This is a genomic window from Mesorhizobium sp. WSM4830 (assembly GCF_055811495.1).
Map to the genome: position 1 here is coordinate 126,357 of NZ_JBVVQI010000013.1, position 24,661 is coordinate 151,017.

General features: G+C 63.5%; 18 protein-coding genes. 9 read left to right on the forward strand and 9 right to left on the reverse strand.

Going from position 1 to position 24,661, the window contains the following annotated elements:
- Window positions 1–7 precede the first annotated feature (7 nt).
- Both AC0L2Y_RS18235 and AC0L2Y_RS18240 read left to right on the forward strand, forming a co-directional pair.
- On the forward strand, window positions 8–1,291 hold the full coding sequence (locus tag AC0L2Y_RS18235; protein WP_473558351.1) for an MFS transporter: 1,284 nt from the start codon (window positions 8–10) through the stop codon (window positions 1,289–1,291).
- A 281-nt stretch (window positions 1,292–1,572) separates the two neighbouring features.
- Window positions 1,573–3,147, forward strand: a complete 1,575-nt coding sequence (locus tag AC0L2Y_RS18240) for an alkaline phosphatase D family protein (protein WP_473558354.1) — start codon at window positions 1,573–1,575, stop codon at window positions 3,145–3,147.
- Between the two features lie 45 nt (window positions 3,148–3,192).
- On the opposite strand, the gene AC0L2Y_RS18245 is transcribed toward AC0L2Y_RS18240, so the two are convergent.
- The gene (locus AC0L2Y_RS18245) at window positions 3,193–3,474 is read right to left on the reverse strand and encodes a hypothetical protein (RefSeq protein ID WP_352489153.1); all 282 of its coding nucleotides are present in this window, start codon (window positions 3,472–3,474) and stop codon (window positions 3,193–3,195) included.
- Window positions 3,475–3,672: 198 nt separating this feature from the next.
- On the opposite strand from AC0L2Y_RS18245, the gene typA reads away from it, so the two are divergent.
- A complete protein-coding gene (typA, locus tag AC0L2Y_RS18250) occupies window positions 3,673–5,502 on the forward strand; it encodes a translational GTPase TypA (RefSeq protein WP_473558356.1) in 1,830 nt (609 codons plus the stop codon).
- A 20-nt stretch (window positions 5,503–5,522) separates the two neighbouring features.
- Here the strand turns inward: typA and AC0L2Y_RS18255 are convergent, their stop codons facing one another.
- On the reverse strand, window positions 5,523–6,185 hold the full coding sequence (locus AC0L2Y_RS18255; protein WP_473558358.1) for a DUF1062 domain-containing protein: 663 nt from the start codon (window positions 6,183–6,185) through the stop codon (window positions 5,523–5,525).
- Window positions 6,186–6,578: 393 nt separating this feature from the next.
- On the opposite strand from AC0L2Y_RS18255, the gene AC0L2Y_RS18260 reads away from it, so the two are divergent.
- Window positions 6,579–7,193, forward strand: coding sequence for a LysE family translocator (locus tag AC0L2Y_RS18260; protein WP_473558361.1), 615 nt, complete (start codon window positions 6,579–6,581; stop codon window positions 7,191–7,193).
- A gap of 9 nt (window positions 7,194–7,202) precedes the next feature.
- Here the strand turns inward: AC0L2Y_RS18260 and AC0L2Y_RS18265 are convergent, their stop codons facing one another.
- Both AC0L2Y_RS18265 and AC0L2Y_RS18270 read right to left on the reverse strand, forming a co-directional pair.
- Entirely contained in the window at window positions 7,203–7,526 is a 324-nt protein-coding gene (locus tag AC0L2Y_RS18265; protein WP_352489156.1) for a YciI family protein, read from the reverse strand.
- A gap of 137 nt (window positions 7,527–7,663) precedes the next feature.
- Window positions 7,664–8,227 (reverse strand): peroxidase-related enzyme, encoded by a 564-nt coding sequence (locus AC0L2Y_RS18270; protein ID WP_473558364.1) that lies wholly within the window; start codon window positions 8,225–8,227, stop codon window positions 7,664–7,666.
- A 131-nt stretch (window positions 8,228–8,358) separates the two neighbouring features.
- Between AC0L2Y_RS18270 and AC0L2Y_RS18275 the strand changes: the two genes are divergently transcribed.
- A complete protein-coding gene (locus AC0L2Y_RS18275) occupies window positions 8,359–13,179 on the forward strand; it encodes an NAD-glutamate dehydrogenase (protein ID WP_473558366.1) in 4,821 nt (1,606 codons plus the stop codon).
- Between the two features lie 189 nt (window positions 13,180–13,368).
- Window positions 13,369–14,745 (forward strand): MFS transporter, encoded by a 1,377-nt coding sequence (locus tag AC0L2Y_RS18280; RefSeq protein WP_352489159.1) that lies wholly within the window; start codon window positions 13,369–13,371, stop codon window positions 14,743–14,745.
- Between the two features lie 39 nt (window positions 14,746–14,784).
- On the opposite strand, the gene purH is transcribed toward AC0L2Y_RS18280, so the two are convergent.
- From purH to htpX, 4 genes are all read right to left on the reverse strand, one after another.
- Window positions 14,785–16,401 carry a bifunctional phosphoribosylaminoimidazolecarboxamide formyltransferase/IMP cyclohydrolase gene (gene purH / locus AC0L2Y_RS18285; protein WP_473558369.1) on the reverse strand — a complete coding sequence of 539 codons (1,617 nt, stop codon included), beginning with the start codon at window positions 16,399–16,401 and terminating at the stop codon, window positions 14,785–14,787.
- A gap of 84 nt (window positions 16,402–16,485) precedes the next feature.
- Complete coding sequence (locus tag AC0L2Y_RS18290; protein WP_473558370.1) at window positions 16,486–18,234, reverse strand: heparinase II/III family protein; 1,749 nt, start codon at window positions 18,232–18,234, stop codon at window positions 16,486–16,488.
- 146 nt (window positions 18,235–18,380) lie between these two features.
- A complete protein-coding gene (locus tag AC0L2Y_RS18295; protein ID WP_473558373.1) occupies window positions 18,381–19,769 on the reverse strand; it encodes an RsmB/NOP family class I SAM-dependent RNA methyltransferase in 1,389 nt (462 codons plus the stop codon).
- Entirely contained in the window at window positions 19,760–20,776 is a 1,017-nt protein-coding gene (gene htpX / locus AC0L2Y_RS18300) for a zinc metalloprotease HtpX (protein ID WP_473558376.1), read from the reverse strand. Before htpX ends, AC0L2Y_RS18295 begins: the two co-directional genes overlap by 10 nt.
- 117 nt (window positions 20,777–20,893) lie before the next feature.
- Between htpX and AC0L2Y_RS18305 the strand changes: the two genes are divergently transcribed.
- Entirely contained in the window at window positions 20,894–21,106 is a 213-nt protein-coding gene (locus AC0L2Y_RS18305; protein ID WP_473558378.1) for a DUF1674 domain-containing protein, read from the forward strand.
- Between the two features lie 19 nt (window positions 21,107–21,125).
- On the opposite strand, the gene AC0L2Y_RS18310 is transcribed toward AC0L2Y_RS18305, so the two are convergent.
- Complete coding sequence (locus tag AC0L2Y_RS18310) at window positions 21,126–21,797, reverse strand: HAD-IA family hydrolase (protein WP_352564689.1); 672 nt, start codon at window positions 21,795–21,797, stop codon at window positions 21,126–21,128.
- Between the two features lie 179 nt (window positions 21,798–21,976).
- Here AC0L2Y_RS18310 and AC0L2Y_RS18315 point away from each other — a divergent pair, with 179 nt between their 5' ends.
- Both AC0L2Y_RS18315 and AC0L2Y_RS18320 read left to right on the forward strand, forming a co-directional pair.
- On the forward strand, window positions 21,977–22,846 hold the full coding sequence (locus AC0L2Y_RS18315) for a transglutaminase-like domain-containing protein (RefSeq protein WP_473558381.1): 870 nt from the start codon (window positions 21,977–21,979) through the stop codon (window positions 22,844–22,846).
- A 317-nt stretch (window positions 22,847–23,163) separates the two neighbouring features.
- On the forward strand, window positions 23,164–24,525 hold the full coding sequence (locus AC0L2Y_RS18320; protein ID WP_473558384.1) for a TadE/TadG family type IV pilus assembly protein: 1,362 nt from the start codon (window positions 23,164–23,166) through the stop codon (window positions 24,523–24,525).
- Window positions 24,526–24,661: the final 136 nt, after the last annotated feature.

Consider the following 24,661-nt stretch of genomic DNA (forward strand, 5'->3'; position numbering starts at 1 on the left):
CAGTAACATGATAGCTCAATCCCGCCCGTTTGGCCAGCGCTACGCTTTCGTCGTGGTCGCCGTCATCTTCCTTTGCCTGCTGATCGCAGCGGGTCTGCGTTCGGCGCCGGCAGTCATGATGCTGCCGCTGGAGAACAGTTTCGGCTGGCGGCGCGATGTGGTGTCGCTGGCGGCGGCCACCGGCATCTTCCTCTATGGCCTGACCGGGCCGTTTGCCGCGGCGCTGATGGAGCGGATCGGGCTGCGCCGCACCTTGCTTGCTGCGCTGCTTTTGATGTCGGGATCGACCGCGCTCAGCCTGTTGATGACCAAGCCGTGGCATCTGCTCCTCACCTGGGGCGTGTTTTCCGGCATCAGTTCGGGCGCTGTCGCCACCGTGCTCGGCGCGACCATCGTCAACCGCTGGTTCAAGACCAATCGCGGCTTGGTGATGGGACTGATGTCGGCCTCCAGCGCCACCGGGCTGCTGGTCTTCCTGCCGCTGCTCGCCTCGCTCGCCCAGTCGGGCGGCTGGAAGCCGGTCGCCCTTGCCATAGCAGTGGCCACCGCTGCCTTGGTGCCGCTGGTTTATATGCTGGTGCCGGAGCGCCCGGCTGCGATTGGCATGGTGCGTTACGGTGCCGAGGCCGACGACGTGCCGCCGGTGCCGCCGGCCTCGCAAGGCAATTTCCTCGCGCATACGCTGAGCACGTTGCGCCGAGCCGCCGGTACGCGTGTGTTCTGGTACCTGTTTGCTACCTTCTTTGTTTGCGGCTTCACCACCAACGGGCTGGTCGGCACGCATCTGATCGCCTTTTGCGGCGACATGGGCATCGGCGAAGTGCAGGCCGCCGGCCTGCTGTCGATGATGGGCATTTTCGACCTGATCGGCACGACGCTGTCGGGCTGGCTCACCGACCGTTTCGACCCGCGCAAGCTGCTCGGCGTCTATTACGGCATCCGCGGCCTGTCGCTGATCTATTTGCCCTATTCCGGCTTCTCGGCGACCAGCCTGATCATCTTCGCCGTGTTTTACGGATTGGACTGGATCGCCACGGTGCCGCCGACGCTCAGGCTTTCCAACGAGGCGTTCGGCGACCGCAGCGGGCCGATCGTCTTCGGCTGGATCGTCGCCGGCCATCAGGTCGGTGCGGCGACGGCGGCCTTTTTCGGCGGCACCATGCGCGAGCTGCAAGGCAACTACGAGCTTGCCTTCCTGATCGCCGGCATGACGGCAATAGCCGCCGCCTGCATATCGCTGCTGATCAATACCGCCCGCCCGGCGTTTGATCCGGAACCGCAGGCGGCTTGAGCTGCAACGGCTGAGCGCTAATCTCCCCTCTTGAGGGGGAGATGGCCGCGAAGCAGCCAGAGGGGGTCGGTCCGACCGGGCCAGGCCCCCGTATAGCAGACGCAGGAGGTCGGCGCTTCTCGCGAGACGACCCCTCTGTCGCCTTTCGGCGACATCTCCCCCTCAAGGAGGGAGATTCGCCAGCCTGTTCACTGTTATCAAACCTTCATCGTTTCGAAATGTGCCTGAAACATTGAAGCTGGAGCTTGGCGGCGACGTTCAACGCCATCCAGGAGACAGCCATGAACAAGATTTCGATGACGCGGCGCGCTTTCGTCACGTCGGCCAGCGCCGTTGGCCTGGTCGGCGCGTCGGGCCTCGCCCTTCCCTATTACTCGCGCGCCAATCAGCGCCCGGCTTTCACCCATGGCATCCAGTCCGGCGACGTCGACGCGACCAGCGGCATGGTCTGGACGCGCACGGACCGGCCGTCGCGCGTCATGTTCGAAGTGTCGTCGACGGAAAGCTTCGCCAATGCCGTCCGCTTAGCGCCGCTCGATACCTCGCCGGCCAGCGATTATACAGTGAAGCGGCTGCTTACCGAGCTCGCTTCCGACCAGGACATTTTCTACCGCATGGTCGCGGCCGATCTTGCCGATATCAATGTCGTGTCCGAGCCGATCGTCGGCCGCTTCCGCACGGCACCTGCCTCGAAGCGCGACATTCGTTTCGCCTGGTCGGGCGACACCGCCGGCCAAGGCTGGGGCATCGACGAGACCGGCATGAAGACCTACGCCACGATCGCCAAGCACACGCCCGACTTCTTCCTGCATTCGGGCGACACGGTCTATGCCGATGGCGCGATGAAGGACGAGGTCGACCTGCCCAGTGGCGGCAAATGGAAAAACACAGTGCTGATCGACGAGAAGCGCAAGGTTGCCGAGACGCTGGACGAGTACCGCGGCCAGTGGAAGTACAATTTGATGGACAGGAACGTGCTGGGGCTCAACGCCATCTGCCCGACCTTCTATCAGTGGGACGACCATGAGGTGCTGAACAACTGGTCGGATTCGAAGGACCTGAGCGCCGACGACCGCTACACCGAAAAATCGATCCATGTGCTGGCGGCACGTGCGGCGCGCGCCTTCCATGAAATGACGACGATCCGTTACGAGCCGCCGGAGCCCGGCCGCGTCTACCGCAAGATCGTCTATGGTCCGCTGCTCGACGTGTTCTTCCTCGACATGCGTTCCTACCGCGGCCCCAACGGTCCGGATATGCAGGAGACGATGACGCCGCAATCGCGCATCCTCGGTGAACAGCAGATCAAGTGGCTGAAGCGTGAACTGGCGAATTCCAACGCAACCTGGAAAATCATCGCCGCCGACATGCCGCTCGGCCTCGTCGTCTGGAACGACGGCACCAAGAAGGTAGGGGCCGAGGCGGTCAGCAATGGCGACAATGGCCCGGCCAAGGGGCGTGAGCTGGAAATTGCCGACCTTCTTCGCTATATAAAGAACGCTGGTATCAGCAACACTGTCTGGCTCACCGCAGACGTGCATTACACAGCCGCGCATTACTACAATCCGGACAAGGCGCAGTTCCAGGACTTCAACCCGTTTTGGGAATTCGTTTCGGGTCCGATCCATTCCGGCACCTTCGGGCCTAATGGTTTCGACATGACATTCGGCCCGGAGCTGAAGTTCATAAAGGCACCGACTGCCGAACAGGGTCAAAACCTGCCGCCGTCGGCCGGCCTGCAGTTCTTCGGGCTCGTCGACATCGACGGCGCCACCGAGCAGTTGACGGTGCGGCTGATGGATCGCGACGACAGCGAACTCTACAAGGTCACGCTCGATCCGGTGCGGTCGGCGTGAGTGATTGCGTCCTACCCTCGGGCCAGCCCGAGGGTAGGACGTATATCAATCGGGATAGCAGACGACGGGAATGTTGGGCCAGACGGCGCTGTCGCATCCGGCATTTTGCTGCCGCTGCTTGAAGGCGGTGCTGACCGGCCCAGTCACCACCGGATCGACGCCGTCGGGAGCATCGGCAAAAAGCTGCTCCGCCGACCGCTTGTCGGACGGCAAAGCAGTCCGCGTCTCCTTGAACGACGCCGCCGACTGCGCCGCGCCTGCCGCGAGGAGGACGGCGAGTGCGCTACATGCCAAAATCGGCCGGAGTCTGTTGCCTATCTCGATCATGAAATTCGAACTGTCCGGACCATGAAAGGTTCCGCCTTGGTTAATAATTCCACTTCACACCAAGACATTTAAGATTTGGTGACTTTATTTGGTGGCTCGCCTCCTCTTTCGCAATTGCGAAAAACCCTGTATGAGCCGCCCAACCGAAAGAGGCAGCGCCTTTTGGCCTGCTGCCTGCAACGCTCCCGAGACCAAAACATGAAAATCCGCAATATCGCGATCATCGCGCACGTCGACCATGGAAAAACCACCCTCGTCGACCAGCTTCTGAAACAGTCCGGCTCGTTCCGCGACAACCAGCGTGTTGCCGAACGCGCCATGGATTCGAACGATCTCGAAAAGGAACGCGGCATCACCATCCTGGCCAAGGCGACCTCGGTCGACTGGAAGGACACCCGCATCAACATCGTCGACACACCCGGCCATGCCGACTTCGGCGGCGAGGTCGAGCGCATCCTGTCGATGGTGGATTCGGCCATCGTGCTGGTCGACGCCGCCGAGGGGCCGATGCCGCAGACCAAATTCGTGGTCGGCAAGGCACTCAAGGTCGGATTGAAGCCGATCGTCGTCATCAACAAGATCGACCGGCCGGATGCCCGCTATGTCGAAGTGGTCAACGAGGTGTTCGACCTCTTTGCAGCACTTGACGCCACCGACGAGCAGCTCGACTTCCCTATCCTTTACGGTTCAGGCCGCGACGGCTGGGTCTCGGAAAACCCCGAAGGTCCGAAGGACCAGGCTCTGGCGCCGCTGTTCGACCTCGTCATCAAGCACGTGCCGGCGCCGACCGTTCATCCTGGGCCGTTCCGCATGATCGGCACCATCCTGGAAGCCAATCCGTTCCTCGGCCGCATCATCACCGGCCGTATCGAATCCGGCACGCTGAAATCCAACCAGGCGGTCAAGGTCCTGCACCATGACGGCACCCAGGTCGAAACCGGCCGAATCTCGAAAATCCTCGCTTTCCGCGGGCTCGAGCGCCAGCCCATCGACGAGGCGCAGGCGGGCGACATCGTCGCTATTGCCGGCCTGTCGAAGGGCACCGTCGCCGACACGTTCTGCGACCTGTCGGTGACCGAACCGCTGCACGCGCAGCCGATCGATCCGCCGACCGTGACGATGTCGTTCCTCGTCAACGATTCCCCGCTGGCCGGCACCGAGGGCGACAAGGTGACCAGCCGCGTCATCCGCGACCGCCTGCTGCGCGAGGCCGAAGGCAATGTCGCGCTGAAGATCGAGGAATCGCCGGACAAGGATTCGTTCTTCGTCTCCGGCCGCGGCGAGTTGCAGCTGGCCGTGCTGATCGAGACGATGCGCCGCGAAGGTTTTGAGATCGCCGTGTCGCGGCCGCGCGTCGTCATGCAGAAGGGCGAGAACGGCGAATTGCTGGAGCCGGTCGAGGAAGTCGTCATCGACGTCGACGAGGAGCATGCCGGCGTCGTCGTGCAGAAGATGTCGGAGCGCAAGGCCGAGATGGTCGAGCTGCGCCCTTCGGGCGGCAATCGCCAGCGCATCGTCTTCCACGCACCGACGCGCGGCCTGATCGGCTACCAGTCGGAGTTGCTGACCGACACACGCGGCACCGCCGTGATGAACCGGCTGTTCCATGCCTATGAACCCTACAAGGGCGAATTGCCGGGCCGTACCAACGGCGTGCTGATCTCCAACGAACAGGGTGAATCGGTGGCTTACGCCATGTGGAACCTGGAAGACCGCGGCCCGATGGTCATCGACCCCGGTGTCAAGGTCTATCAGGGCATGATCATCGGCATCCATTCCAGGGACAACGACCTCGAAGTCAACGTGCTCAAGGGCAAGAAGCTGACCAACATCCGTGCTGCCGGCAAGGACGAGGCGGTGAAGCTGACGCCGCCGATCCGCATGACGCTGGAGCGCGCACTGGCCTGGATCCAGGACGACGAGCTGGTCGAAGTGACGCCGAAAACCATCCGCCTGCGCAAGCTCTATCTCGACCCGAACGAGCGCAAGCGTTTTGAGAAATCAGCGAAAGTGGTCGGCGCGGCATAAGCCACGTTTCTCCGCCATTATCAGGGAGGGAGCACGTGCGTGCTTCCTCCCTTTATCTTATCCGCCGGCAGCCGCGACAATGTCGTCCCGGTCTGGTTCACCAGACAGGTCGATACGGATCGACGTTCCCGCTCGTGCCGGCCGGCGCAAGGCTTTGGACCCGTCCGGACCAACGGCAAGCAATCGCTTCTCTTCCCAGGCCTGAAGCCGCGATCGCGAGACACCGAGTTCGCTGGCGAGCAACCGGTCGAGCCGCAGCGCTGTCGGCATTTCGAGCCAGAGCTGAAGTTCGAGAACGGTGGTGTTTCCGGCCTGTCCCCGAGCACCTGCTTATGAACGATGGCTTCAGGAAACTCCTCGACGCGTCCGATCCTGCTTCGCAGTGCGACAACATCGAAAGCATGGCGCCGCGCCAGGACCGGATCGTTGCTTTCGAGCGCCTGCAACATTGCCTGTTCGATATCGCGGTGGCTGCAGCGCTCCAGAATGCCGAAATTCCAGGAGTTGTCGCAGTCGATGCAGCGGTAGATCAACCAGGCGTCAATGCGTTTGCCATTGGCATTGACGCGGAATTTGCCGCTGCAGCGATAGGCTTTCAGGCCGCCGCAGCGATTGCAGTTGAGGTGAGGTCGAGGTGCGGTTTTGGGCGCGATCGCCCAGCGGATACGCAGTGTCGAAGGCATGCCGAAAAGCCCTTCCCGTCGGGAAGTTCGTCAGATCGGCGATATCGAGAACCCTTGCGGGCACGGCGTGGCGAGAGACTGCGGCAGTTGGAAATCAGGTGTCGCGGGTGGCTATGCGCAACAGCGGTTCAGCAGTGCCAAACCGGTCTCGAACCGCCACCCTGAGGAACACGTGATGTGAAAACAGGCACCGCGACTGCGACGCCCTGCTCTGTGTTGGGGGAGTTGACGAGACCGGCGGTTACGTAGGCAAAGTGAAGCTCGGAAAGGATTTCGGGACGACATCTCTAGCCGTGAGGTGCCTGGCCGACAAGCCTTCATTCGGTAGACGCTACCGTCGCCGGAACAGTTGGGTTATGTTGAACACCCAAACATTTCAAACGAGACCGCGTCATGCATTTCACGTCGCTGCTGATTTTTGCCGGCGCCCTGCTTGTTGCCGCCGGCTCGCCCGGCCCATCGATCGCCGCTCTTGTGGCGCGGGTCATCGCAAAGGGCTTTCGCGACGTGTTTCCGTTCCTGCTTGCCATGTGGATCGGCGAAGCGATCTGGCTGTCACTGGCGGTGTTCGGCCTCGCCGTGGTGGCGCAGACCTTTCACTTCGCCTTTGTCGTCGTGAAGTGGGTCGGCGTCGCCTATCTCGGCTGGCTTGCCTGGAAGATGTGGACGGCACCGGTCGAGGCAAAGGAAGGTTCGCTGCCGCGCGAAGATTCGCCCGCCAAGCTGTTCTTTGCGGGCATGGCGGTGACGCTCGGCAACCCCAAGATCATGATGTTCTATCTGGCGCTGCTGCCGACCATCATCGACCTCGGTTCGGTCAGCATGGTCGGCTGGGTCGAGCTGACGGCGACCATGGCCGTGGTCCTGGTCGCCATCGATTTGACATGGGTGCTCGCCGCATCGCAGGCGCGCAAGCTCTTGAGGAGCAAGCGGGCGATGAAGATCGCCAACCGCGTCAGCGCCGGCACTATGGCCGGCGCTGCGGCGGCGATCGCGGCACGGTCCTGAGCCGGCGCGTCAACCCATTTCGATTATCGGCGCAATCTCGACGCTGAAACCCGGGTCCGTCAAGATAGGACAATCCTTGGCTTTGCCGACGGCATCGTCGATGTCTTTTGCTTCGATGATGGTGTAACCGGCGGTCGGATTGCTGCCGCCATTGTTCTCGACCTTGCCGCCAGGCAGCACGGTCTTCGACATGCCGACTGGATTGCCACCGTCGACCACGGCTGAGCCAAGCTTGCCGTACCAGCCGTTCCAGGCATCCATTGCTGCCTTCCGTTCGGCCTCCTCGGTCGGCATCTTGCCCGAGCCGTGATAGACGTAGAGAAATTTCGCCATGTTCTCCTCCTCTGATCGGCGGCATCGAACCGGCATGCGGTCATGCCGCATGCCGATCATCGGACCAAACCGGCAAACAAGCAACGAGAATGCGAAGTAGCTAATATAATGTGCGGTTGGCTCGCAACAGCGGTGCCCTATCGCGCCATCGCGTGGTATTCATCGTTCGGCCGCATGTCGATTGCCGATGCCAGCCGGTTCGACATGTTGAAGAACGCCGCGGTCGAGGCGACGTCCCAGATGTCGCGGTCGGAAAAGCCGACTTGCCGCAGCGCCGCCCGGTCCGCTTCGACGATCTTTGCCGGCTGTTCGGTCAGCCTCACCGCGAATTCGAGCATGGCGCGTTGCCTGTCCGACAGCTCGGCGGCGCGAAAATTCATCACCATCATCTCGCCGAAGGCCGGGTCGCCGGAAAGCTGGCGCACCGCCGCGCCATGCGCGACCAGGCAATAATAGCAATGGTTGACCGACGAGACGGCCACCGCGATCATCTCGCGCTCGAGTTTCGACAGGCCGGATTCACCCAGCATCAAATCATTATACATGTCGGTGAAAGCGCGCAGCTTCTTCTCATCGAAGGCATAGGCGAGCAGCACGTTGGGAACGAGGCCGAGCTTCTCCCGGCATTTGGCGAAATAAGCCTTGGTCGCGTCGCTCAGCTCCGCCGGTGCCAGGTCAAGCGCGGTGATTTTGTCCGTCATGGCGGATTTCTCCTCGTTTTTCGCCAGGCTGCCGGTGAATTCCGACATTTCGTCGCAAGCCGTCAAACCTTTGTCGCCAAATACCGGTCATCTGTTAGCATAGCCGCAAAAACATGTGACGGGAGGGATTCATGGCCAGCGTAAGGTCAGCGAGCCGGTTGAAAAAAGCCGGCTTGACGAGGGGTGAAGCCGCGGGCGGCGAAAAGCCCGGCAGGCTTGCCGATTACTTGCTGGCCCGAGCTCCGGCCGAAGATGTCGCCGCCTACGACGTCATCGATCTCGAACGCGCTGCCGAACTCGCCGGTCGCGCCGTCGCCAGGCACAAGAAGGACGACTGCGTTGTTGCCATAGACGTCGATTCCGGTGTCGTCCGCCAGGGCCGGCCGATGACGGTGATCACCGTCGTCAACGACAACATGCCGTTCCTGTTCGATTCCGTCCTCGGCGAGATTACAGAAAGCGCCGGCGAGCCGCTGCTGGTTACCCATCCGGTCATCGTCGTCAGGCACGGCAAGAACGGTGTCGAGGAAATCCTCGGCGATGGCGGTTATGCCAAAGGCGACCACAGCCATGACCGGCTGAGCGTCATCCACGTCCATATCGGCCGCCTTTCGGCCGAGCAGGCCGAAGGCCTGGCCGCACGCCTGACCAAGCTGCTCGGCCAGGTGCGCGCCGCCGTCACCGACTGGAAGCCGATGCTCGCCCGCCTCGACCGGGCGATCTCGGAATTCCGCTACTCGCCAGTGCCGCTCGACAAGGCCCATGTCACCGAGGCGATCGCCTTCCTCGAATGGCTGCGCGACGACAATTTCACCTTTCTCGGCATGCGCGAATTCAACTACACCGGCGGCGAGACGAGCGGCATGCTCGAGCGCGCCGAAAAGCCTGGCCTCGGCATCCTTTCCGATCCCGACGTGCTGGTGCTCAGGCGCGGCACCGAGGCGGTGAGCACGACGCCGGAGATCCGCGCCTTCCTGCATGGGCCGGAACCGCTGATCGTCACCAAGGCCAACGCCAAGTCATCGGTGCACCGCCGCATCTATCTCGATTACATCGGCGTCAAGACGTACACCGCCAAGGGCGTGCTTTCGGGCGAGCTGCGCATCGTCGGCCTGTTCACCTCGACCGCCTATACGCGCTCGGTGATGAAGATCCCCTATCTCAGGTCGAAAGCCGAAACCATCATCGCCAAATCCGGTTTCAACCCTGAAGATCATTCCGGCAAAGCTTTGATCAACGTGCTGGAGAGCTATCCGCGCGACGAGCTTTTCCAGGTTCCGGTGCCGATCCTGCGCAAGCATGCCGAAGCCATACTGGGCTTGATCGAGCGGCCGCGCGTCAGGGCATTGGTGCGTGTCGACCAGTTCGACCGCTTCGTCTCCGTGCTCGTCTTCGTGCCGCGCGACCGCTACGACAGCGTCGTGCGCGAGAAGATCGGCACCTATCTGAAGACCGTCTTCGAAGGCCGGCTGTCGGCCTATTATCCGGCCTTCCCGGAAGGCGGGCTGGCGCGCGTCCATTTCATCATCGGCCGCTCCGGCGGCAAGACGCCGAAGGTCGAGCAGGCGACGATAGAGGCGGCGATCCGCGACATCGTACGGACCTGGGACGATGCACTGCGCGAGACCGCGACAGAGACCGGCGCCGATGCCAGACTCACGGCCATTGCCTCGCGTTTTTCGGAAAGTTATCGCGACAGTTTTCCGCCGTCCGTGGCGCTGGCCGACGCCGGGCGCATCGCCAAGCTCGACGCGTCAAATCCGATCGCCATCGACTATTACCGTCACGCCGAACAGAAGCCGCATCAGGCGGCGCTGAAGATCTATCACCATGGCAGCCCGGTGGCGCTGTCGCGGCGCGTGCCGGTGCTGGAAAACATCGGTTTCCGCGTCATCAGCGAGCGCACTTTCGAGGTCGGCGTCATTCAATCCGGCATGATCAATGGTGATCAGCCCGGCATGGTCTTCATCCACGACATGGAACTCGAGAACAGCTACGGCAGGCCGATCGACCTCGGCAATGGCGGCGCGCTGTTCGAGGATGCGTTCCTTTCCGTCTGGCGCGGCGATGTCGACAATGACGGCTATAACGGCCTTGCCCAGACCGCCGGCCTGTGGTCGGGCGAGATCACCGTCCTGCGCGCCTATGGCCGCTATCTGCAGCAGGCCGGTATCCCGCAGAGCCAGGATTTTATCGCCGCCGCACTCAACCGTTATCCCGAGATCGCCCGCGGCCTGCATGCGCTGTTCGTCGCCCGCCTCGGCCCGACGGCTGAAACGGAAGGCGTCGGCCAGGCCAAACATCTGAAGGCCAAGATCACGGATGCGCTGGAAGACGTTCCCAACATCGACGACGACACCATCATCCGCCGTTATCTGAACCTCATCGAAGCCTCGTTGCGCACCAATCATTTCGTTACCGATACGAAAGAGAAGGGCCAATCACTGGCGATCAAGCTCGATTCGCAATCGGTCGACGGGCTGCCGGCGCCGCGGCCATGGCGGGAGATCTTCGTCTACGGCTCCGAGGTCGAGGGCGTGCATCTGCGCTTCGGTCCGGTCGCGCGCGGCGGCCTGCGCTGGTCGGACCGTGCGCAGGACTATCGCACCGAGGTGCTCGGCCTGGTCAAGGCACAGCAGGTCAAGAATGCGGTGATCGTGCCGGTTGGCGCCAAGGGCGGCTTCTACCCGAAAAAGCTGCCGATGAGCGCCGGGCGCGACGCCATTTTCGAGGCCGGCACGGCCGCCTACAAGAATTATGTTTCCAGCCTGTTGTCGATCACCGACAATATCGGGCTGGACGGCGTCATTCCGCCGGCCGGCGTGGTGCGGCGCGACCAGGATGATCCGTATTTCGTCGTCGCCGCCGACAAGGGCACGGCGACCTTCTCCGACACCGCCAACGCCATCAGCGAACGGCACGGCTTCTGGCTCGACGACGCTTTCGCCAGCGGCGGTTCGGCCGGATATGACCACAAGAAGATGGGCATCACTGCGAAGGGCGCCTGGGAAGCGGTCAAGCGGCATTTCCGCGAGATGAACCGCGACATCCAAACCACGCCGTTCACCGTCGTCGGCGTCGGCGACATGTCGGGCGACGTGTTCGGCAACGGCATGCTGCTGTCGGAGCAGACCCGGCTGATCGCCGCCTTCGATCATCGCGACATCTTCATCGATCCCGATCCCGACATGGCGGCTTCGATGGCCGAGCGCCGGCGTATGTTCGCTCTCGCCCGCTCAAGCTGGCAGGATTACGACAAGACGAAGCTGTCCGAAGGCGGCATCATCGTCTCGCGCAGCCAGAAGTCGATCACCTTGCCGGCCGCCGCGGCTGCAGCGATCGGCCTCGGCAAGACAACGGCCACGCCGGTCGAGATCATGAGTGCCATCCTCAAGGCGCCGGCCGACCTTTTGTGGTTCGGCGGCATCGGCACCTATGTCAGGGCATCGGGCGAGACCAACCAGGACGTCGGCGACCGTGCCAATGACGCGATCCGGATCACCGCGCTGGAGCTGCGTGCCAAGGTCATCGGCGAGGGGGCCAATCTCGGCGTCACGCAGCGGGCGCGCATCGAATTCGGATTGAATGGCGGCCGCTGCAACTCAGATGCGATCGACAATTCGGGCGGCGTGAACTGCTCAGACGTCGAGGTCAACATCAAGATCGCGTTGGCTTCCGCCATGCGCAAGGGATCGTTGACCCGGCCGTCGCGCAACAAATTGCTGGCCGAGATGACCGACGAGGTCAGCGCCCTGGTGCTGTCCAACAATTACCAGCAGACGCTAGCGCTGTCCCTTGCCCGTAAGCGCGGCCTTGCCGACATTGCCCATCAGAGCCGCTTCATGGAGGCGCTCGAGGCGCGCGGGCTGCTCGACCGTGCCGTCGAGACGCTGCCGTCGCCGGCGGCTCTCGCTGAGCGCGAAGCGCGCGGCGAGCCGCTGACCCGGGCCGAGCTCGGCGTGTTGCTTGCCTATGCCAAGATAGTGCTGTTTTCCGATATCGTCGCCAGCGACGTGCCGGACGATCCGCATTTCGACCGCGACCTGATGGGTTACTTTCCCGACCGCATGGCGAAGAAATATGCTGCGGAAATCCACGGCCATCGCCTGCGTCGCGAGATCATCGCCCGTGTCGTCGCCAATGATCTGGTCAATCGCGGCGGCCCGTCCTTCGTCAACAGGCTGCAGGAGGCGACCGGGCGCAATGCCGCCGATGTCGTGCGCACCTTCGCCGTGGTGCGGGATGGCTTTGCACTGCCGGCGCTCTATCGCCAGATCGACGCGCTCGACAACCAGATCGACGGACAGATCCAGCTCGACCTCTATCAGGCGGTCAGCCGGCTGATCTATGTGACCAGCGGCTGGTACCTGAAGAACGATGCCGGCACCGCACCGCTCGGGCAGCGGATCGCCGAGTTGCAGGATGCGCGCAAGGCGCTGGAGCCGAAGCTCGCTTCGCTGCTGCCGGCCTTCTCGCGCGAGCGGATCGAGGAGCGGCGGCACAGCCTGTCGAAGGGCGGCGCGCCCGAGAGCCTCGCCGAGCAACTGGCGTTGACCGATGTGGCGGAACTCATCCCCGACATTGCGCTGACGGCGCGGACGGCAAATGCCGGCATCGTCGCTGCCGCCAAGGCGTTTTTTGCAGTCAGTGATGTCTTCCGCATCCCGCGCGTCGAAGATGCGGCGCGCGCGATCATGCCCTCGGATTATTACGATCAACTGGCGCTTTCCCGCGCCACCGACACGATCGGCGCGGCCAGGCGCGGCATCGCCGTGGCGGCACTCACCAGTCATGCCGAGGCGGCGGATCCGGTGACAGCATGGCTGGAGGCCGGTGGCGAACGGGTCGGACGCATCCGCGAGCGGCTGCAGGCTCTGACCGAGGGCGGCGACATCACCGTGTCGAGGCTGTCGGTGGCGTCCGGCCTGATGAGTGATCTGACGCAGCTGTGAGACGTCTTCCACATCGCGCGGGATTGCCGGGAAGGACTGAGCTATAGAGCAAATGGCGCGCTGCTTTGGGGAGCGCCGGAGCGTGATCCCAAAAAGTGACGATCGGCTTTTGGACAAGATCGTGCTCAACAAGAAGACGGAGCGTCATTCCGATTCGATCGGCATTGAGCAAGCTCCAGCGGAGGGGACATGGCTGAGATGGCAGTGCAGCGGGCATCGGGACGCGGCATCTGGGGATGGATGCTGTTCGACTGGGCGGCACAGCCGTTTTTCACGGTCGTCACCACCTTCATCTTCGGTCCTTATTTCGTCTCGCGCATGGCCAGCAATCCGGAGACCGGGCAAGCGGCCTGGGGCTACGGCATTGCCGCCGCCGGCGTTGTCATTGCCGTTTTGTCGCCGGTGCTCGGGTCGATCGCCGATCAGACCGGACCACGCAAACCGTGGATAGCCTTCTTCGCCGCGGTCAAGATCACCTGCCTCACCCTGCTGTGGTTCGCCGCGCCCGGCTCTAATCTTTTTCTGGTCGTGGCGTTGTTCTCGCTGGCGTCGGTCGCGGCGGAATTCTCGACCGTGTTCAATGATTCGATGATGCCGCGCCTGGTGCCGAAGAGCGACATCGGCAGGATCTCGAACATGGCCTGGGGGCTCGGCTATCTCGGCGGCATGATCGCACTGATCTTTGTCGTTACCGTCATGGCCGGCTCGCCTGAAACCGGCAAGACCGTCGTCGGGCTCGACCCGATCTTCGGCCTCGACCCCAGGCTCGGCGAGGACGCACGCGCCACCGGACCGTTGTCGGCGGCCTGGTATTTCCTGTTCATTCTGCCGATGTTCTTCTTCACGCCTGATGCGATCAAAGGCATTCCAATCGGGCCGGCGGTACGCGAGGGCCTGTCGGAACTGAAGTCGACGCTGGCCGAAGTGCGCAAGCGCAGCGGCATTTTTCGCTTTCTCGTCGCCCGCATGATCTATCAGGACGGCGTCAACGCGCTGCTGGCGCTGGGCGGAACGTTTGCGGCGGCGATGTTCCATTGGTCGATTACCGAGATCGGCCTGTTCGGCATCATCCTCAACGTCGTTGCCATCGTCGGCTGCCTGGTTGCCGCACGCCTGGACACAGCACTGGGTTCCAAGACCATAGTGATGATTTCGCTCGTCATGCTGAGCATTGCCACGATCGGCATCGTCTCGACCGGACCGGGCTACACGCTGTTCGGTGCCTGGGTTATGCCCGGACTGGACGGCGGCGGATTGTTCGGCACGGCGGCGGAGAAGGCCTACATTTTCTACGGCCTGCTGATCGGGCTTGCCTTCGGGCCGGTGCAGGCGTCGTCGCGCTCCTATATGGCGCGCAGCGTCACAGCAGCCGAATCGGGGCGCTATTTCGGCATCTATGCGCTGGCCGGCCGGGCAACGAGTTTTGCCGCACCCTTCATGGTGGCCACGATCACCCTGGCCAGCGGCTCGGCGCGGCTCGGCATGGCGGCGATCGTGCTGTTCCTTGGCGCCGGCATGGCGATCCTGATAGGCACGCCCTATCCGGCGGATCGGCCGGCGGAGTGAGCTGCTCTTCCCCTCTCCCACAAGGGGAAGGGAGGGAGTTCAATGCCGGAAGTGCCGCACTCCGGTGAAGACCATGGCAATGCCGTGGGCATCGGCGGCGGCGATGACATCGTCGTCGCGCATCGAGCCGCCGGGTTGGATGACGGCGGTGGCGCCGGCCTCGATTGCCGATAAAAGCCCATCCGCGAACGGGAAGAAGGCATCCGAGGCGACGACCGAGCCCTTGGTCAAAGGCTCCGTCAGACCGGCAGCCTCGGCGGCGTCGAGCGCCTTGCGCGCGGCGATGCGCGAGGAATCGACCCGGCTCATCTGGCCGGCGCCGATGCCGACCGTGGCGCCATCCCTGGCATAGACGATGGCGTTCGACTTGACGTGCTTTGCTACGCGAAAGGCGAATTTCAGATCGGCCAATTCGGCCGGCGTCGGAGCGCGCCTGGTCACCACTTTCAGGTCGAGGTCATTTACCACCGCATTGTCGCGGCCCTGGACCAGCAAGCCGCCAGCAACCGATTTCAAGCCAAGGCCCGCGGCGCGCGGGTCGGGCAGGCCGCCGGTGACCAGCAGGCGTAGATTCTTCTTGGCGGCAATGATGCGGACTGCTTCTTCGGACGCCTCCGGTGCGATGATCACTTCGGTAAAAGTCTTGACGATCTCTTCGGCGGTTGCGGCATCGAGAATGCGGTTCATGGCGACGATGCCGCCGTAGGCCGAGACCGGGTCGCAGGCCAGCGCCCTGGCATAGGCCGCTTGGAGCGAAGCGCCTTCGGCGACGCCGCACGGGTTGGCGTGCTTGATAATGGCAATTGCTGCGGAGCGGGCCGGATCGAACTCGCCGACCAGCTCGAAGGCAGCGTCGGTGTCGTTGATGTTGTTGTAGGACAGCTGCTTGCCCTGAAGCTGGCGCGCCGTGGCGACGCCCGGCCGCCTGTCACCATTGACATAAAAGCCGGCGCCCTGATGCGGGTTTTCGCCATAGCGCATCACCGATTGCAGCTTGCCGCCGAAGGCGCGCCATGTAGGATGCTCGATCTCAAGCGCCTCGGCGAACCATCCCGAGATCGCCGCATCGTAGGTGGCGGTGCGGGCAAAGGCCTTGGCTGCCAGCTTCTTGCGGAAATCCAGCGACAGAGAGCCGAAGTTCATCTCCAGCGCGTTGAGCACCGAGGCATAGTCATCGGGGTCGGTGACGATGCCGACATAGGCGTGGTTCTTGGCCGAGGCACGGATCATCGCCGGGCCGCCGATGTCGATGTTCTCGACGATCGCCGCGTAGTCGGCGCCGGAGCGACGCACCTCCTCGAACGGATAAAGATTGGAGACGACGAGATCGATCGGCTCGATGCCGTGGTCGCGCATCGCCGCGGCGTGCTCGGGATCGTCGCGCACGCCAAGCAGTGCGCCATGCACCGACGGGTGCAGCGTCTTGACGCGGCCGTCCATGATCTCGGGAAAGCCGGTGAGCTCGGACACGTCGCGCACCGCCATGCCTGCCTCGGCAAGTGCCCTTGCGGTGCCGCCGGTCGAGACCAGCTCGACGCCGGCCGAAGCCAGCGCCCTGGCGAAATCGATCAGACCGGTCTTGTCGAAGACGGAGAGCAGCGCGCGACGGATGGGGACGAGGTCGGGCGCGGGAATATTCTTGGCGGCGACGGCCATGGGCTGGCGGCCTTTCCAGTTCTGGTTGGAGAGCGTCCGCGGGCCGTAGCATATGAGGCCCGGAAATCAAGCCGCAAGGCTTGATCAGTGTCTGCCGTTGCCACCGGCTTCAGCTTTTTCCGGACGGCCGGCGATGATGGTGCGCGTCAATTGCCAGTGGACCTCGGAAATTTCCGAGGCCTTGAAGGCAAGCACGATCTGGCGGCTGCGGCGTGGGCCGCCGAGTCCGGCGAAATAGATCGATTCCTCGACCTCGGGCGCCACTTCGGTAGAGGTAAACACCCAGGTGTCGGCATGGTCGGCGGCCAGCACCAGACGGTCATGCTCATCCTGGAGCAGGTTTATATCGGGATGGACATGGAAACGCACCGTGACGAAATCACGGCCATTGTTGCGGATAGAAGCGCCGCCCGGGCGGAGGAAGCGGTCCCTGCCGGCAAGCACATTGCCTTCGGTCGATAATTTCAGCTCGCGCTCATGCAGGAAGCCGAAGCGCGCCACATAGCCGTCATGGCGGGCGATGAAGCCCTGGCTGCCCTTCTGGTCGGTACGCTTGCAAGGCACATGCTGCGGCCCGCCGATCAAAGGCGTGCCGAGCAGGTCGTTGACGCGCAAGGAATGGTTGAAGCGCGCTGACGAGGTGTCGTTGATGGTGGCGGTCGAGTGGGCGGCGGTGGCGCGGGCAAGCGGCCGGAACTCGGCGGCGCCGTAAGTGTCTATGCCGGCGTTGACGATATAGTGCTGGCGGCCCGACGACAATTCGAAGGCGAGGCATCCGGCGTGAGCGGCATTGGATACGTCGACGGGCGGCGGCGGGCCGCTATCGGCGATCACCGTGGCACCACCCATCGACAGGCGCTCGTAACCCGAATGCGGCGCGTGCAGCAACGGTGCGCCGGCGGTGTCGTCGTGATGCAGGATGCTGGCGATACGGTCGTGAATAGTGGCGCCCATGCCGTTGAAGCGGGCAAGGCTGCCATCCTGATGGCGAAAGAAGCGCAGTGCCGGCAGCATCCGGTCGATGGCGCCGATCAGGGCGGCCGGCGGCGTCTCGGCCTGATTGGCGTAGGTCTGGCGCAACGGCAGAAGGTCGGCGAGGATTTCAAGCACGGTCATCGGATTGCGCGAGATATGGCCGCCGTCAGGCAGGATCTGGCGGTCGAGCTCCTCGGCGAGATTGCGTGTGGCACCGCGCAGCGCCGAGGCCGGCGCCGGCAGCGACAAAGCGGCAAAGGCCAGCGCAATGCGCGCGCGCAGCCTGTCCTTGCCATCCGGCATCTCGCGCACCATGGCGCGTAGGTAGCGGATCTGGACGGCGAGCGATTTCAGGAAGGCGCGGTAGAACGGAAATTCGGCGCCCTGCAACACGATCGAGGAATGCTGCAGCCAGGCAATGACGCGCTTGGCCGTCGTGCCCGGCTCCCAGGCGACGCCGGAAATATAGCTGCCATGGATTGCAATCCAGTCGGAAACCAACGCCCGCGCGTTGGCGGCGGCGAGCTCGGTACCCGCGGCACGCATATGGCGCAGCCAGCGAAAGCCATGCAGCGTTTTTTGCCAGCCGGGATTGGGCACGTCGATCTGGAAGGGCGATTTGCCACCGGTCTCGACCAGATGCCCCGAAAGCGGATAGCGGCCGTAATAGATCTCGAGCGCTATCTGAGGATCGGCGAGGCGCAGGTCCGGCGGGGCAATCAGGACGCGCTCCGGCGTGCGGCCGGAGTAGCGCCAGCGATAGAGTGGCCCGGCGCGCAAGCGCCGGCGCGTCTTGCGCCAGAACTCCCTCGCGACAAGCGTCCACAGACGCGTCGTGTTACCGGCAGCGATTGCCAAAACCCCTCCTGATCGTCCTCACCCAAGCACAAGTTTATATGATTCAAGAACTTGTGCGAAGGCGAATTCCGCGGCAGTGGGGCCGTTCAGCCTGTTTTCCATGCCTCCTCGCCCCAAGAAGCCGGACGGCGCTTCAAGATCGGCCCTTAGCCGGCTCTGCGCATGCGGGCGGCAAAGAAGCCGTCCAACCCGGAGCGGCCCGGCGAGCCTAGCTCCAGATCGGCAGGCGTGGTGCGCAACGTGCCTTGCGGCGTCAGGAACGGGTCGATGCCGGCGATCTCACCCGGCCGAAGCGGGTCGTCGACAATCTCCGCATTGCCGGCGAGAAAGTCGCGATAGAGCTCTTCGCCTTCCAGCGGATCGAGCGAACAGTTGGAAAAGACGATGCGACCGCCAGGCTTGACCAGGGTGACGGCGCGGGCAAGCAGCCGGCGTTGCAGGTCGGCCAGTTTTTCGACGTCGGCCGCCGTCTTCGTCCAGGGGACGTCGGGATGCCGCCGCACCGTGCCGGTCGAAGAGCAAGGTGCGTCGAGGAGGACGGCGTCGAAGAGGTCTTTCGGCTCGTATTTGAGCAGATCGGCCTGGACGATCTCGGCGGCCAGACCGAGCCGTTCGAGGTTCTGCGTCAGCCGTGCCAGCCGCGTTTTGGACATGTCGAGCGCGGTGACATGGGCGCCGGCGAGGATCAGCTGGGCGGTCTTGCCGCCCGGCGCGGCACAGAGGTCGGCGATTCGCAAACCATTGATGTCGCCGAACAGCCGGGCCGGCAGGCTGGCCGCCGCGTCCTGAACCCACCAGGCGCCTTCCCCAAAGCCGGGCAGTTCGGTCACGGAAGCGCTGAGCTTTTCGACCCGCACCGTGCCGGTCGGCAAGACGAAGCCGCCGAGCCGTTCGGCCCACAGCGCCGGGTCCGAGTTGACCGAGAAATCGACCGGCGCCTCATGGCGATGGGCGAGCAGTATCTGCCTGGCCTTGTCGAGGCCGTAGACCGTTTTCAAACGGTCGGAAAACCATTTTGGCGCCTCGTCGGTGGCGGCAAGCGCGGCCGCGAGCTCTTCCTGCTTGGCCCGCGCCAGCGTGCGCAGCACGCCGTTGACGAGACCGGAAAAGCGCGCCGTGCGCGGATCGGACTTGGCATGGGTGACGGCGAGGTCGACGGCGGCGCTGTCGGGAACATCGAGGAACAGGATCTGCGCCGCCGCCACATGCAGGATGTGCGAAAGCGCCGTGGCATTGGGCGGCAGCGGCTTTTCCAGGCGGCGGGCCAAAAGGCCTGATATGGTCATGCGGTAGCGCAGGGCGGTGACCAGAATGGCGCGCACCAGGGCGCGGTCGCGCAGGTCTAGCGCCTTGTATTGCGGATGGCCGTTCTCGTGGTCGGTCAGCCCGTCGAGTGGCGTTTTCGCGTCAATGACGGCGGCAAGCAGGCGCGCGGCTGCCTTGCGCGCGGCGAGACCGGCTACGGCCTCGCTGCCCGAATTGTGTTCACGATCGCCTGAAATTCCGTGCCTGCGCTTCGCTGAACTCACGACCACGGACCTTTGGGGCCGGTCGGATTGCGTCCCCAGGGATTGGGTCTCGGCTTGGCCGGCTCGGCTGGCCCTTCGGGCCGGGCGGTCCTTTCCCACGGACCCGACGGCTGCTGCCCGGTCCCTTCCGGCGCCGGCCTTGGCGTTGCGGCCGCTTCGGATGCGCCGGCCATCTCGCTCGCCATCCTCTGCAATGCGGCAATGCGGTTTTCTGTGCTCGGGTGAGTGGAAAACAAACTGTCCATGCGCTCGCCGGAAAGAGGATTGATGATGAAGAGATGGGCGGTTGCCGGATTGCGCTCGGCATCGGGGTTGCGGATGCGTTCGGCGCCCCGCGCGATCTTGTCAAGTGCCGAGGCGAGCCACAGCGGGTGTCCGCAAATTTCGGCACCGCGCCGGTCTGCCTCGTATTCGCGGGTGCGGCTCACCGCCATCTGCACGATCATGGCGGCCAGGGGCGCGACGATCATCGCCACCAGCACGCCGACGATACCGAAGGAATTGTTGTTGTCGCGGTTGCCGCCGAAAAAGAAGGCGAAATTGCCGAGCATCGAAATTGCGCCGGCAAACGTGGCGACGATCGTCATGGTCAGCGTATCGCGGTGCTGCACATGGGCGAGCTCATGCGCCATCACCGCCGCGACTTCTTCATGCGAGAGCTGCTCGAGCAGGCCGGTGCTGGCGGCGACAGCGGCATTTTGCGGATTGCGGCCGGTTGCGAAGGCATTGGGCTGCGGATTGTCGATGAGATAGGTTCTCGGCATCGGCAGGCCGGCACGTTGCGCCAGACCCTTCACGATGGCGTAATATTCAGGCGCGTTGCTTTCGTCGACCTCGATCGCACGATGCATCGACAGCACCATCTTGTCGGCGTTCCAATAGCTGAACAAATTGGTGCCTGCGGCGATCAGCAAGGCAATCATCATGCCGCCGGACCCGCCGACCAGATAGCCGACACCCATGAACAGGGCCGTCATTGCGGCCAAAAGCATGGCGGTGCGAAGGGTGTTCATCATCTGCTCCGTTCTGGCCCAACAAAGGGGTCGATCCTTGTGGGCCCATCGCTATATGATGGGAAACAGCGGTTCCCGTTTCAATCGGGGGCCTGTTTCAATCTAGCGGAAGATCGCATGATCGACGAAACCAGCATAACGAATGCTAACGGCGAGCCGCAAAAGGCGCTGAGGCCAGCAGCCCGGCGTGCCTTGGCCGAGGCCGAGGCCCGGCGGGAGAAATATCGCGAGAAGGAAGCCGCACATCCGAGAGAGATCGGCGGGCGCGGCGGCAAGGAGCCCGGCCGCTACGGCGACTGGGAGGTAAAGGGCCTGACCAGCGACTTTTAGCCCAGGCAGGGGCGCCAAACTACGCAGGCTGCGCCGTCCGCTCCGCTTCGATGGCAATCCAGCCGCTGGCATCGACAGCGATGCCGATCGCGTCATAGCCGGCGATAGCGGCATGCGGCGTCTCCAACGGATGCCGGTGCGTGGCGCTGATCACCATGATTGCAGCGCCCGCGGCTTCGGCTGCCGCTATGCCTGCCGGCGCGTCCTCGAAGACGAGGCAGTCGCGCACATCGACGCCAAGCCGTTCGGCCGCCAGCCGGAAGCAGTCGGGTGCCGGCTTGCCGCGGGAGACGTCCTCCGCCGCAACGATCACGGCGGGAGCCGGAATGCCGGCGGCCTGCAGCCGCAGCAGGGCGAGTTCGCGCGGTGCCGAGGTGGCGATCGCCCAGCTTCCAGGCGGCAGCAACGCCAGGAACGCCGCGGCGCCAGCAATCGGGCGAATGCCCTCGACATCGGCCGCCTCGGCCTGCAAAAGCGAATCGGCTTCGCGCGCAGGATCGACGCCCGGGAGCGCCAGCCGGCCGATGGTCTCGATCGCCCGCACGCCGTGGATAGTCGGCAGGAATGCGGCGACGTCAAGACCTTGCCGATGCGCCCAAGCTGCCCAGACCCTTTCCGCCGCGGCAATCGAATTGAGAATCGTGCCGTCCATATCGAACAGGAAGGCGGCGAATTTTCTGCCTGCGAACATCGGTTTTCCCGGGGTCATCTTGGAGGGATTATTTCGAAAGACGCGTGTCGATCGACCGTAACGTTGCCGCGTCCGGATGGGAAGCCGCGAGGCGTCGTTTTCGACGTTCGCAAGGAACCGCCGCGCACTCTCCTGCGTTGACCAGCACTATCTTCCATGACGATCGTAGGGGGACGGCGATGCTGATTAGACTCGGCTATGAAATTGCCATTGAATGCGCTGCAGCCACGCCGATTGTTTCGCTGCTCGAGATCCACAGGGATCGCCAGGCCGACATCAAGCGGCAGACGCGCGTGCTGACCTCGCCGTCGGTTCCAACCAGGGTCTACCACGATCTTTTCGGCAATAGCTGCCGCCGCTTCACGGCGCCAGCCGGAAGCTTTCGCATCCTCTATGACGCGGTGGTCGAGGACAGCGGCGAGCCGGACGAGGTCAACACGCTGGCCAGGGAAATCCCGGTCGCCGAATTGCCGGACGATGTGCTCGGCTATCTGCTCGGCAGCCGTTACTGCGAGACCGACCATCTCGGCGACTTGGCATGGCAACTGTTCGGCCAGCTTCCGCCGGGCTGGGCACGGGTGCAGGCGATCGTCGACTATGTCCACAACCGGCTGTCCTTCGGCTACGGTTATGCGCGCTCGACCCGCACGGCGGCGCAAGCGCATGAGGAGCGCGTCGGCGTCTGCCGCGACTTTGCCCATCTGGCGATCACGCTCTGCCGCTGCATGAATATCCCCACCCGCTACGTCAACGGCTATCTCGGCGATATCGGCGTGCCCGCCGATCCGGCGCCGATGGATTTCTCGGCGTGGGTGGAAGTGTTCCTCGACGGCAGATGGTACACTTTCGATCCTCGCCACAATGTGCCGAGGATCGGCCGCGTCGTCATCGCCCGCGGCCGCGACGCCACCGACGTGCCGCTGCTGCACAGTTTCGGCCCGCATCGGCTCAGCCTGTTCAAGGTCTGGACGCACGAGCAGGAAGGCAATCTGTTCAAGCCGCCTTATCGTGGCGTCGACAAGACCGTCAGCGCACGGATGCTGGCCTGATCTTCGGACACATTCGCAGTCCGGATTTCCACCTGCCGTCACCGCGGTAGCACTGATCCTGTTCGATACATCTCGTCTGTACCGGATTGGGACGCAGTCCAGCCGTCTCGAATCGCAAGCCCGAATCTTGGTAAGCGCTTTGTGAACAAAGCGCCTTTCGTTTACTCGCTGTTTACCTTGTCGTCGCTCGAAACCGTTTGGAAACAATGGCCTGAGCGGTAGCCGCCTACCTTCCCGCGCCCGGCGGCGCTATCCGGCCGGATTCCTGCAATGCGCGTTCGGACAGCTGCAGGCTGTAGCGAATGGAGGCGGTAGGAATGCGGCGTTTCGGGAGTCTTGTTCAGGCGATCGGCGGCTTTGCCGGAGATCGCAGCGGAAATTTCGCGGTGCTGTTTGGGATAATCGGCGCAGTGCTGGCACTGAGTGTCGGCTTTGCCGTCAACGTGTCGCAACTCTACAACGTGAAATCGAGCCTGCAAGGCGTCGTCGATGCAGCGGTCACCTCGACGGCCCGCGACCTGACAACCGGCGTTATCAGCGAGGCCGACGCCAGCAAATCGGTGCAGGCCTTTCTCGATGCCAACAGCACGGCGGGTATCCTGCAGGACAACCAGATCGTCCTCGACAAACTGACCGTCGACCGGACCGCCAACACGGTCCAGGCGGACGTCCATGTCAATGTCAGCTACTACTTCCCGCTTTTCGGCACGAGTGGCATGCAACGCGTCCCCGCGTCGACGACGGCGCTCTATTCGGACAAGCAGGTCGAAGTCGCAATGATGCTCGATGTGACCGGGTCGATGGCCGGCCAGAAAATCATCGATCTGCGGACGGCTGCAGCGAATGCTGTCGACAGCTTCCTGGGCGGCCAGGACCCCTCCAAGCCGCGTGTGCGGGTTGCCATCGTGCCTTATGCCAATTCGGTGAACGCCGGTACACTTGCCGCCAGCAGCGTCTATGTGGAAACCACCGCCAGTCAACGCAAACAGGCGCCCGGCAATGGCGCCGTACAGTATGTCTCCGGCTTTGTGCGTCCGGACAATTGTGCCACCGAGCGCAAGGGGACCTATCAGTATTCGGATGCGGGCCCCGACGTCAGCATGGTCAATCGCGACTACCTGCTGTCATCCTTCGCCTGGCAGACCGGCACGGCTGCCTGCCCTGCCGCCGCGTTGAAACCGCTGACGGCGGACGCCACGGCGCTCAAGAACGTCATCAAGACCTTTGTCGCATCGGGCGGCACTGCCGGCCATATCGGCGTGCAGTGGAGCTGGTACATGCTTTCGGAGAACTGGGGCAGTGTGATGAAAGCCTCGGAACGGCCGGCCAAGATGGATCCAAAGAAGGTTGCCAAGATCGCGATCCTGATGACCGATGGCGAATTCAATCTGTCCTACTTCGATGCGAGCACGGTGAGCGACGTCTACAATGACGCCGGCAAGGAGCCGACTCGCACGGCAGCCAAGACACTTTGCGCTGCCATGCGCGACAAGGGCATCGAGGTCTTCACCATTGGGTTTGACCTAAACGAAACGAATGCCAAGGCGACGCTCCAGGATTGCGCGAGCCCGGACACCGCCAAGATCAAGCACTTTTATCAGGCGGCCAATGGAACGGAACTCAACCAGGCTTTCCAGGATATAGCGCGCAACGTCGAGATGTTGACCGTAACCAAATAGAGGACAAACAGCCCAAAAAGGAAAAGGCCGCCGCTTCTCACGAAGCCGGCGGCCTTCCGTGTTTCCGTCCATGGCGCGGCTCCTGGCGGCGACCCTGGTCGCCAGCCGCGCATCTCGCGCCTTAACGGGAAGACTG

Excerpts from the sequence above, each read along its gene's own strand:
- AC0L2Y_RS18235 (WP_473558351.1), top strand. The coding sequence starts at position 8 with ATGATAGCTCAATCCCGCCCGTTTGGCCAGCGCTACGCTTTCGTCGTG.
- AC0L2Y_RS18240 (WP_473558354.1), top strand. The coding sequence starts at position 1,573 with ATGAACAAGATTTCGATGACGCGGCGCGCTTTCGTCACGTCGGCCAGC.
- AC0L2Y_RS18245 (WP_352489153.1), bottom strand. The coding sequence starts at position 3,474 with ATGATCGAGATAGGCAACAGACTCCGGCCGATTTTGGCATGTAGCGCA.
- typA (WP_473558356.1), top strand. The coding sequence starts at position 3,673 with ATGAAAATCCGCAATATCGCGATCATCGCGCACGTCGACCATGGAAAA.
- AC0L2Y_RS18255 (WP_473558358.1), bottom strand. The coding sequence starts at position 6,185 with ATGCCTTCGACACTGCGTATCCGCTGGGCGATCGCGCCCAAAACCGCA.
- AC0L2Y_RS18260 (WP_473558361.1), top strand. The coding sequence starts at position 6,579 with ATGCATTTCACGTCGCTGCTGATTTTTGCCGGCGCCCTGCTTGTTGCC.
- AC0L2Y_RS18265 (WP_352489156.1), bottom strand. The coding sequence starts at position 7,526 with ATGGCGAAATTTCTCTACGTCTATCACGGCTCGGGCAAGATGCCGACC.
- AC0L2Y_RS18270 (WP_473558364.1), bottom strand. The coding sequence starts at position 8,227 with ATGACGGACAAAATCACCGCGCTTGACCTGGCACCGGCGGAGCTGAGC.
- AC0L2Y_RS18275 (WP_473558366.1), top strand. The coding sequence starts at position 8,359 with ATGGCCAGCGTAAGGTCAGCGAGCCGGTTGAAAAAAGCCGGCTTGACG.
- AC0L2Y_RS18280 (WP_352489159.1), top strand. The coding sequence starts at position 13,369 with ATGGCTGAGATGGCAGTGCAGCGGGCATCGGGACGCGGCATCTGGGGA.
- purH (WP_473558369.1), bottom strand. The coding sequence starts at position 16,401 with ATGGCCGTCGCCGCCAAGAATATTCCCGCGCCCGACCTCGTCCCCATC.
- htpX (WP_473558376.1), bottom strand. The coding sequence starts at position 20,776 with ATGAACACCCTTCGCACCGCCATGCTTTTGGCCGCAATGACGGCCCTG.
- AC0L2Y_RS18305 (WP_473558378.1), top strand. The coding sequence starts at position 20,894 with ATGATCGACGAAACCAGCATAACGAATGCTAACGGCGAGCCGCAAAAG.
- AC0L2Y_RS18310 (WP_352564689.1), bottom strand. The coding sequence starts at position 21,797 with ATGTTCGCAGGCAGAAAATTCGCCGCCTTCCTGTTCGATATGGACGGC.
- AC0L2Y_RS18315 (WP_473558381.1), top strand. The coding sequence starts at position 21,977 with ATGCTGATTAGACTCGGCTATGAAATTGCCATTGAATGCGCTGCAGCC.
- AC0L2Y_RS18320 (WP_473558384.1), top strand. The coding sequence starts at position 23,164 with ATGCGGCGTTTCGGGAGTCTTGTTCAGGCGATCGGCGGCTTTGCCGGA.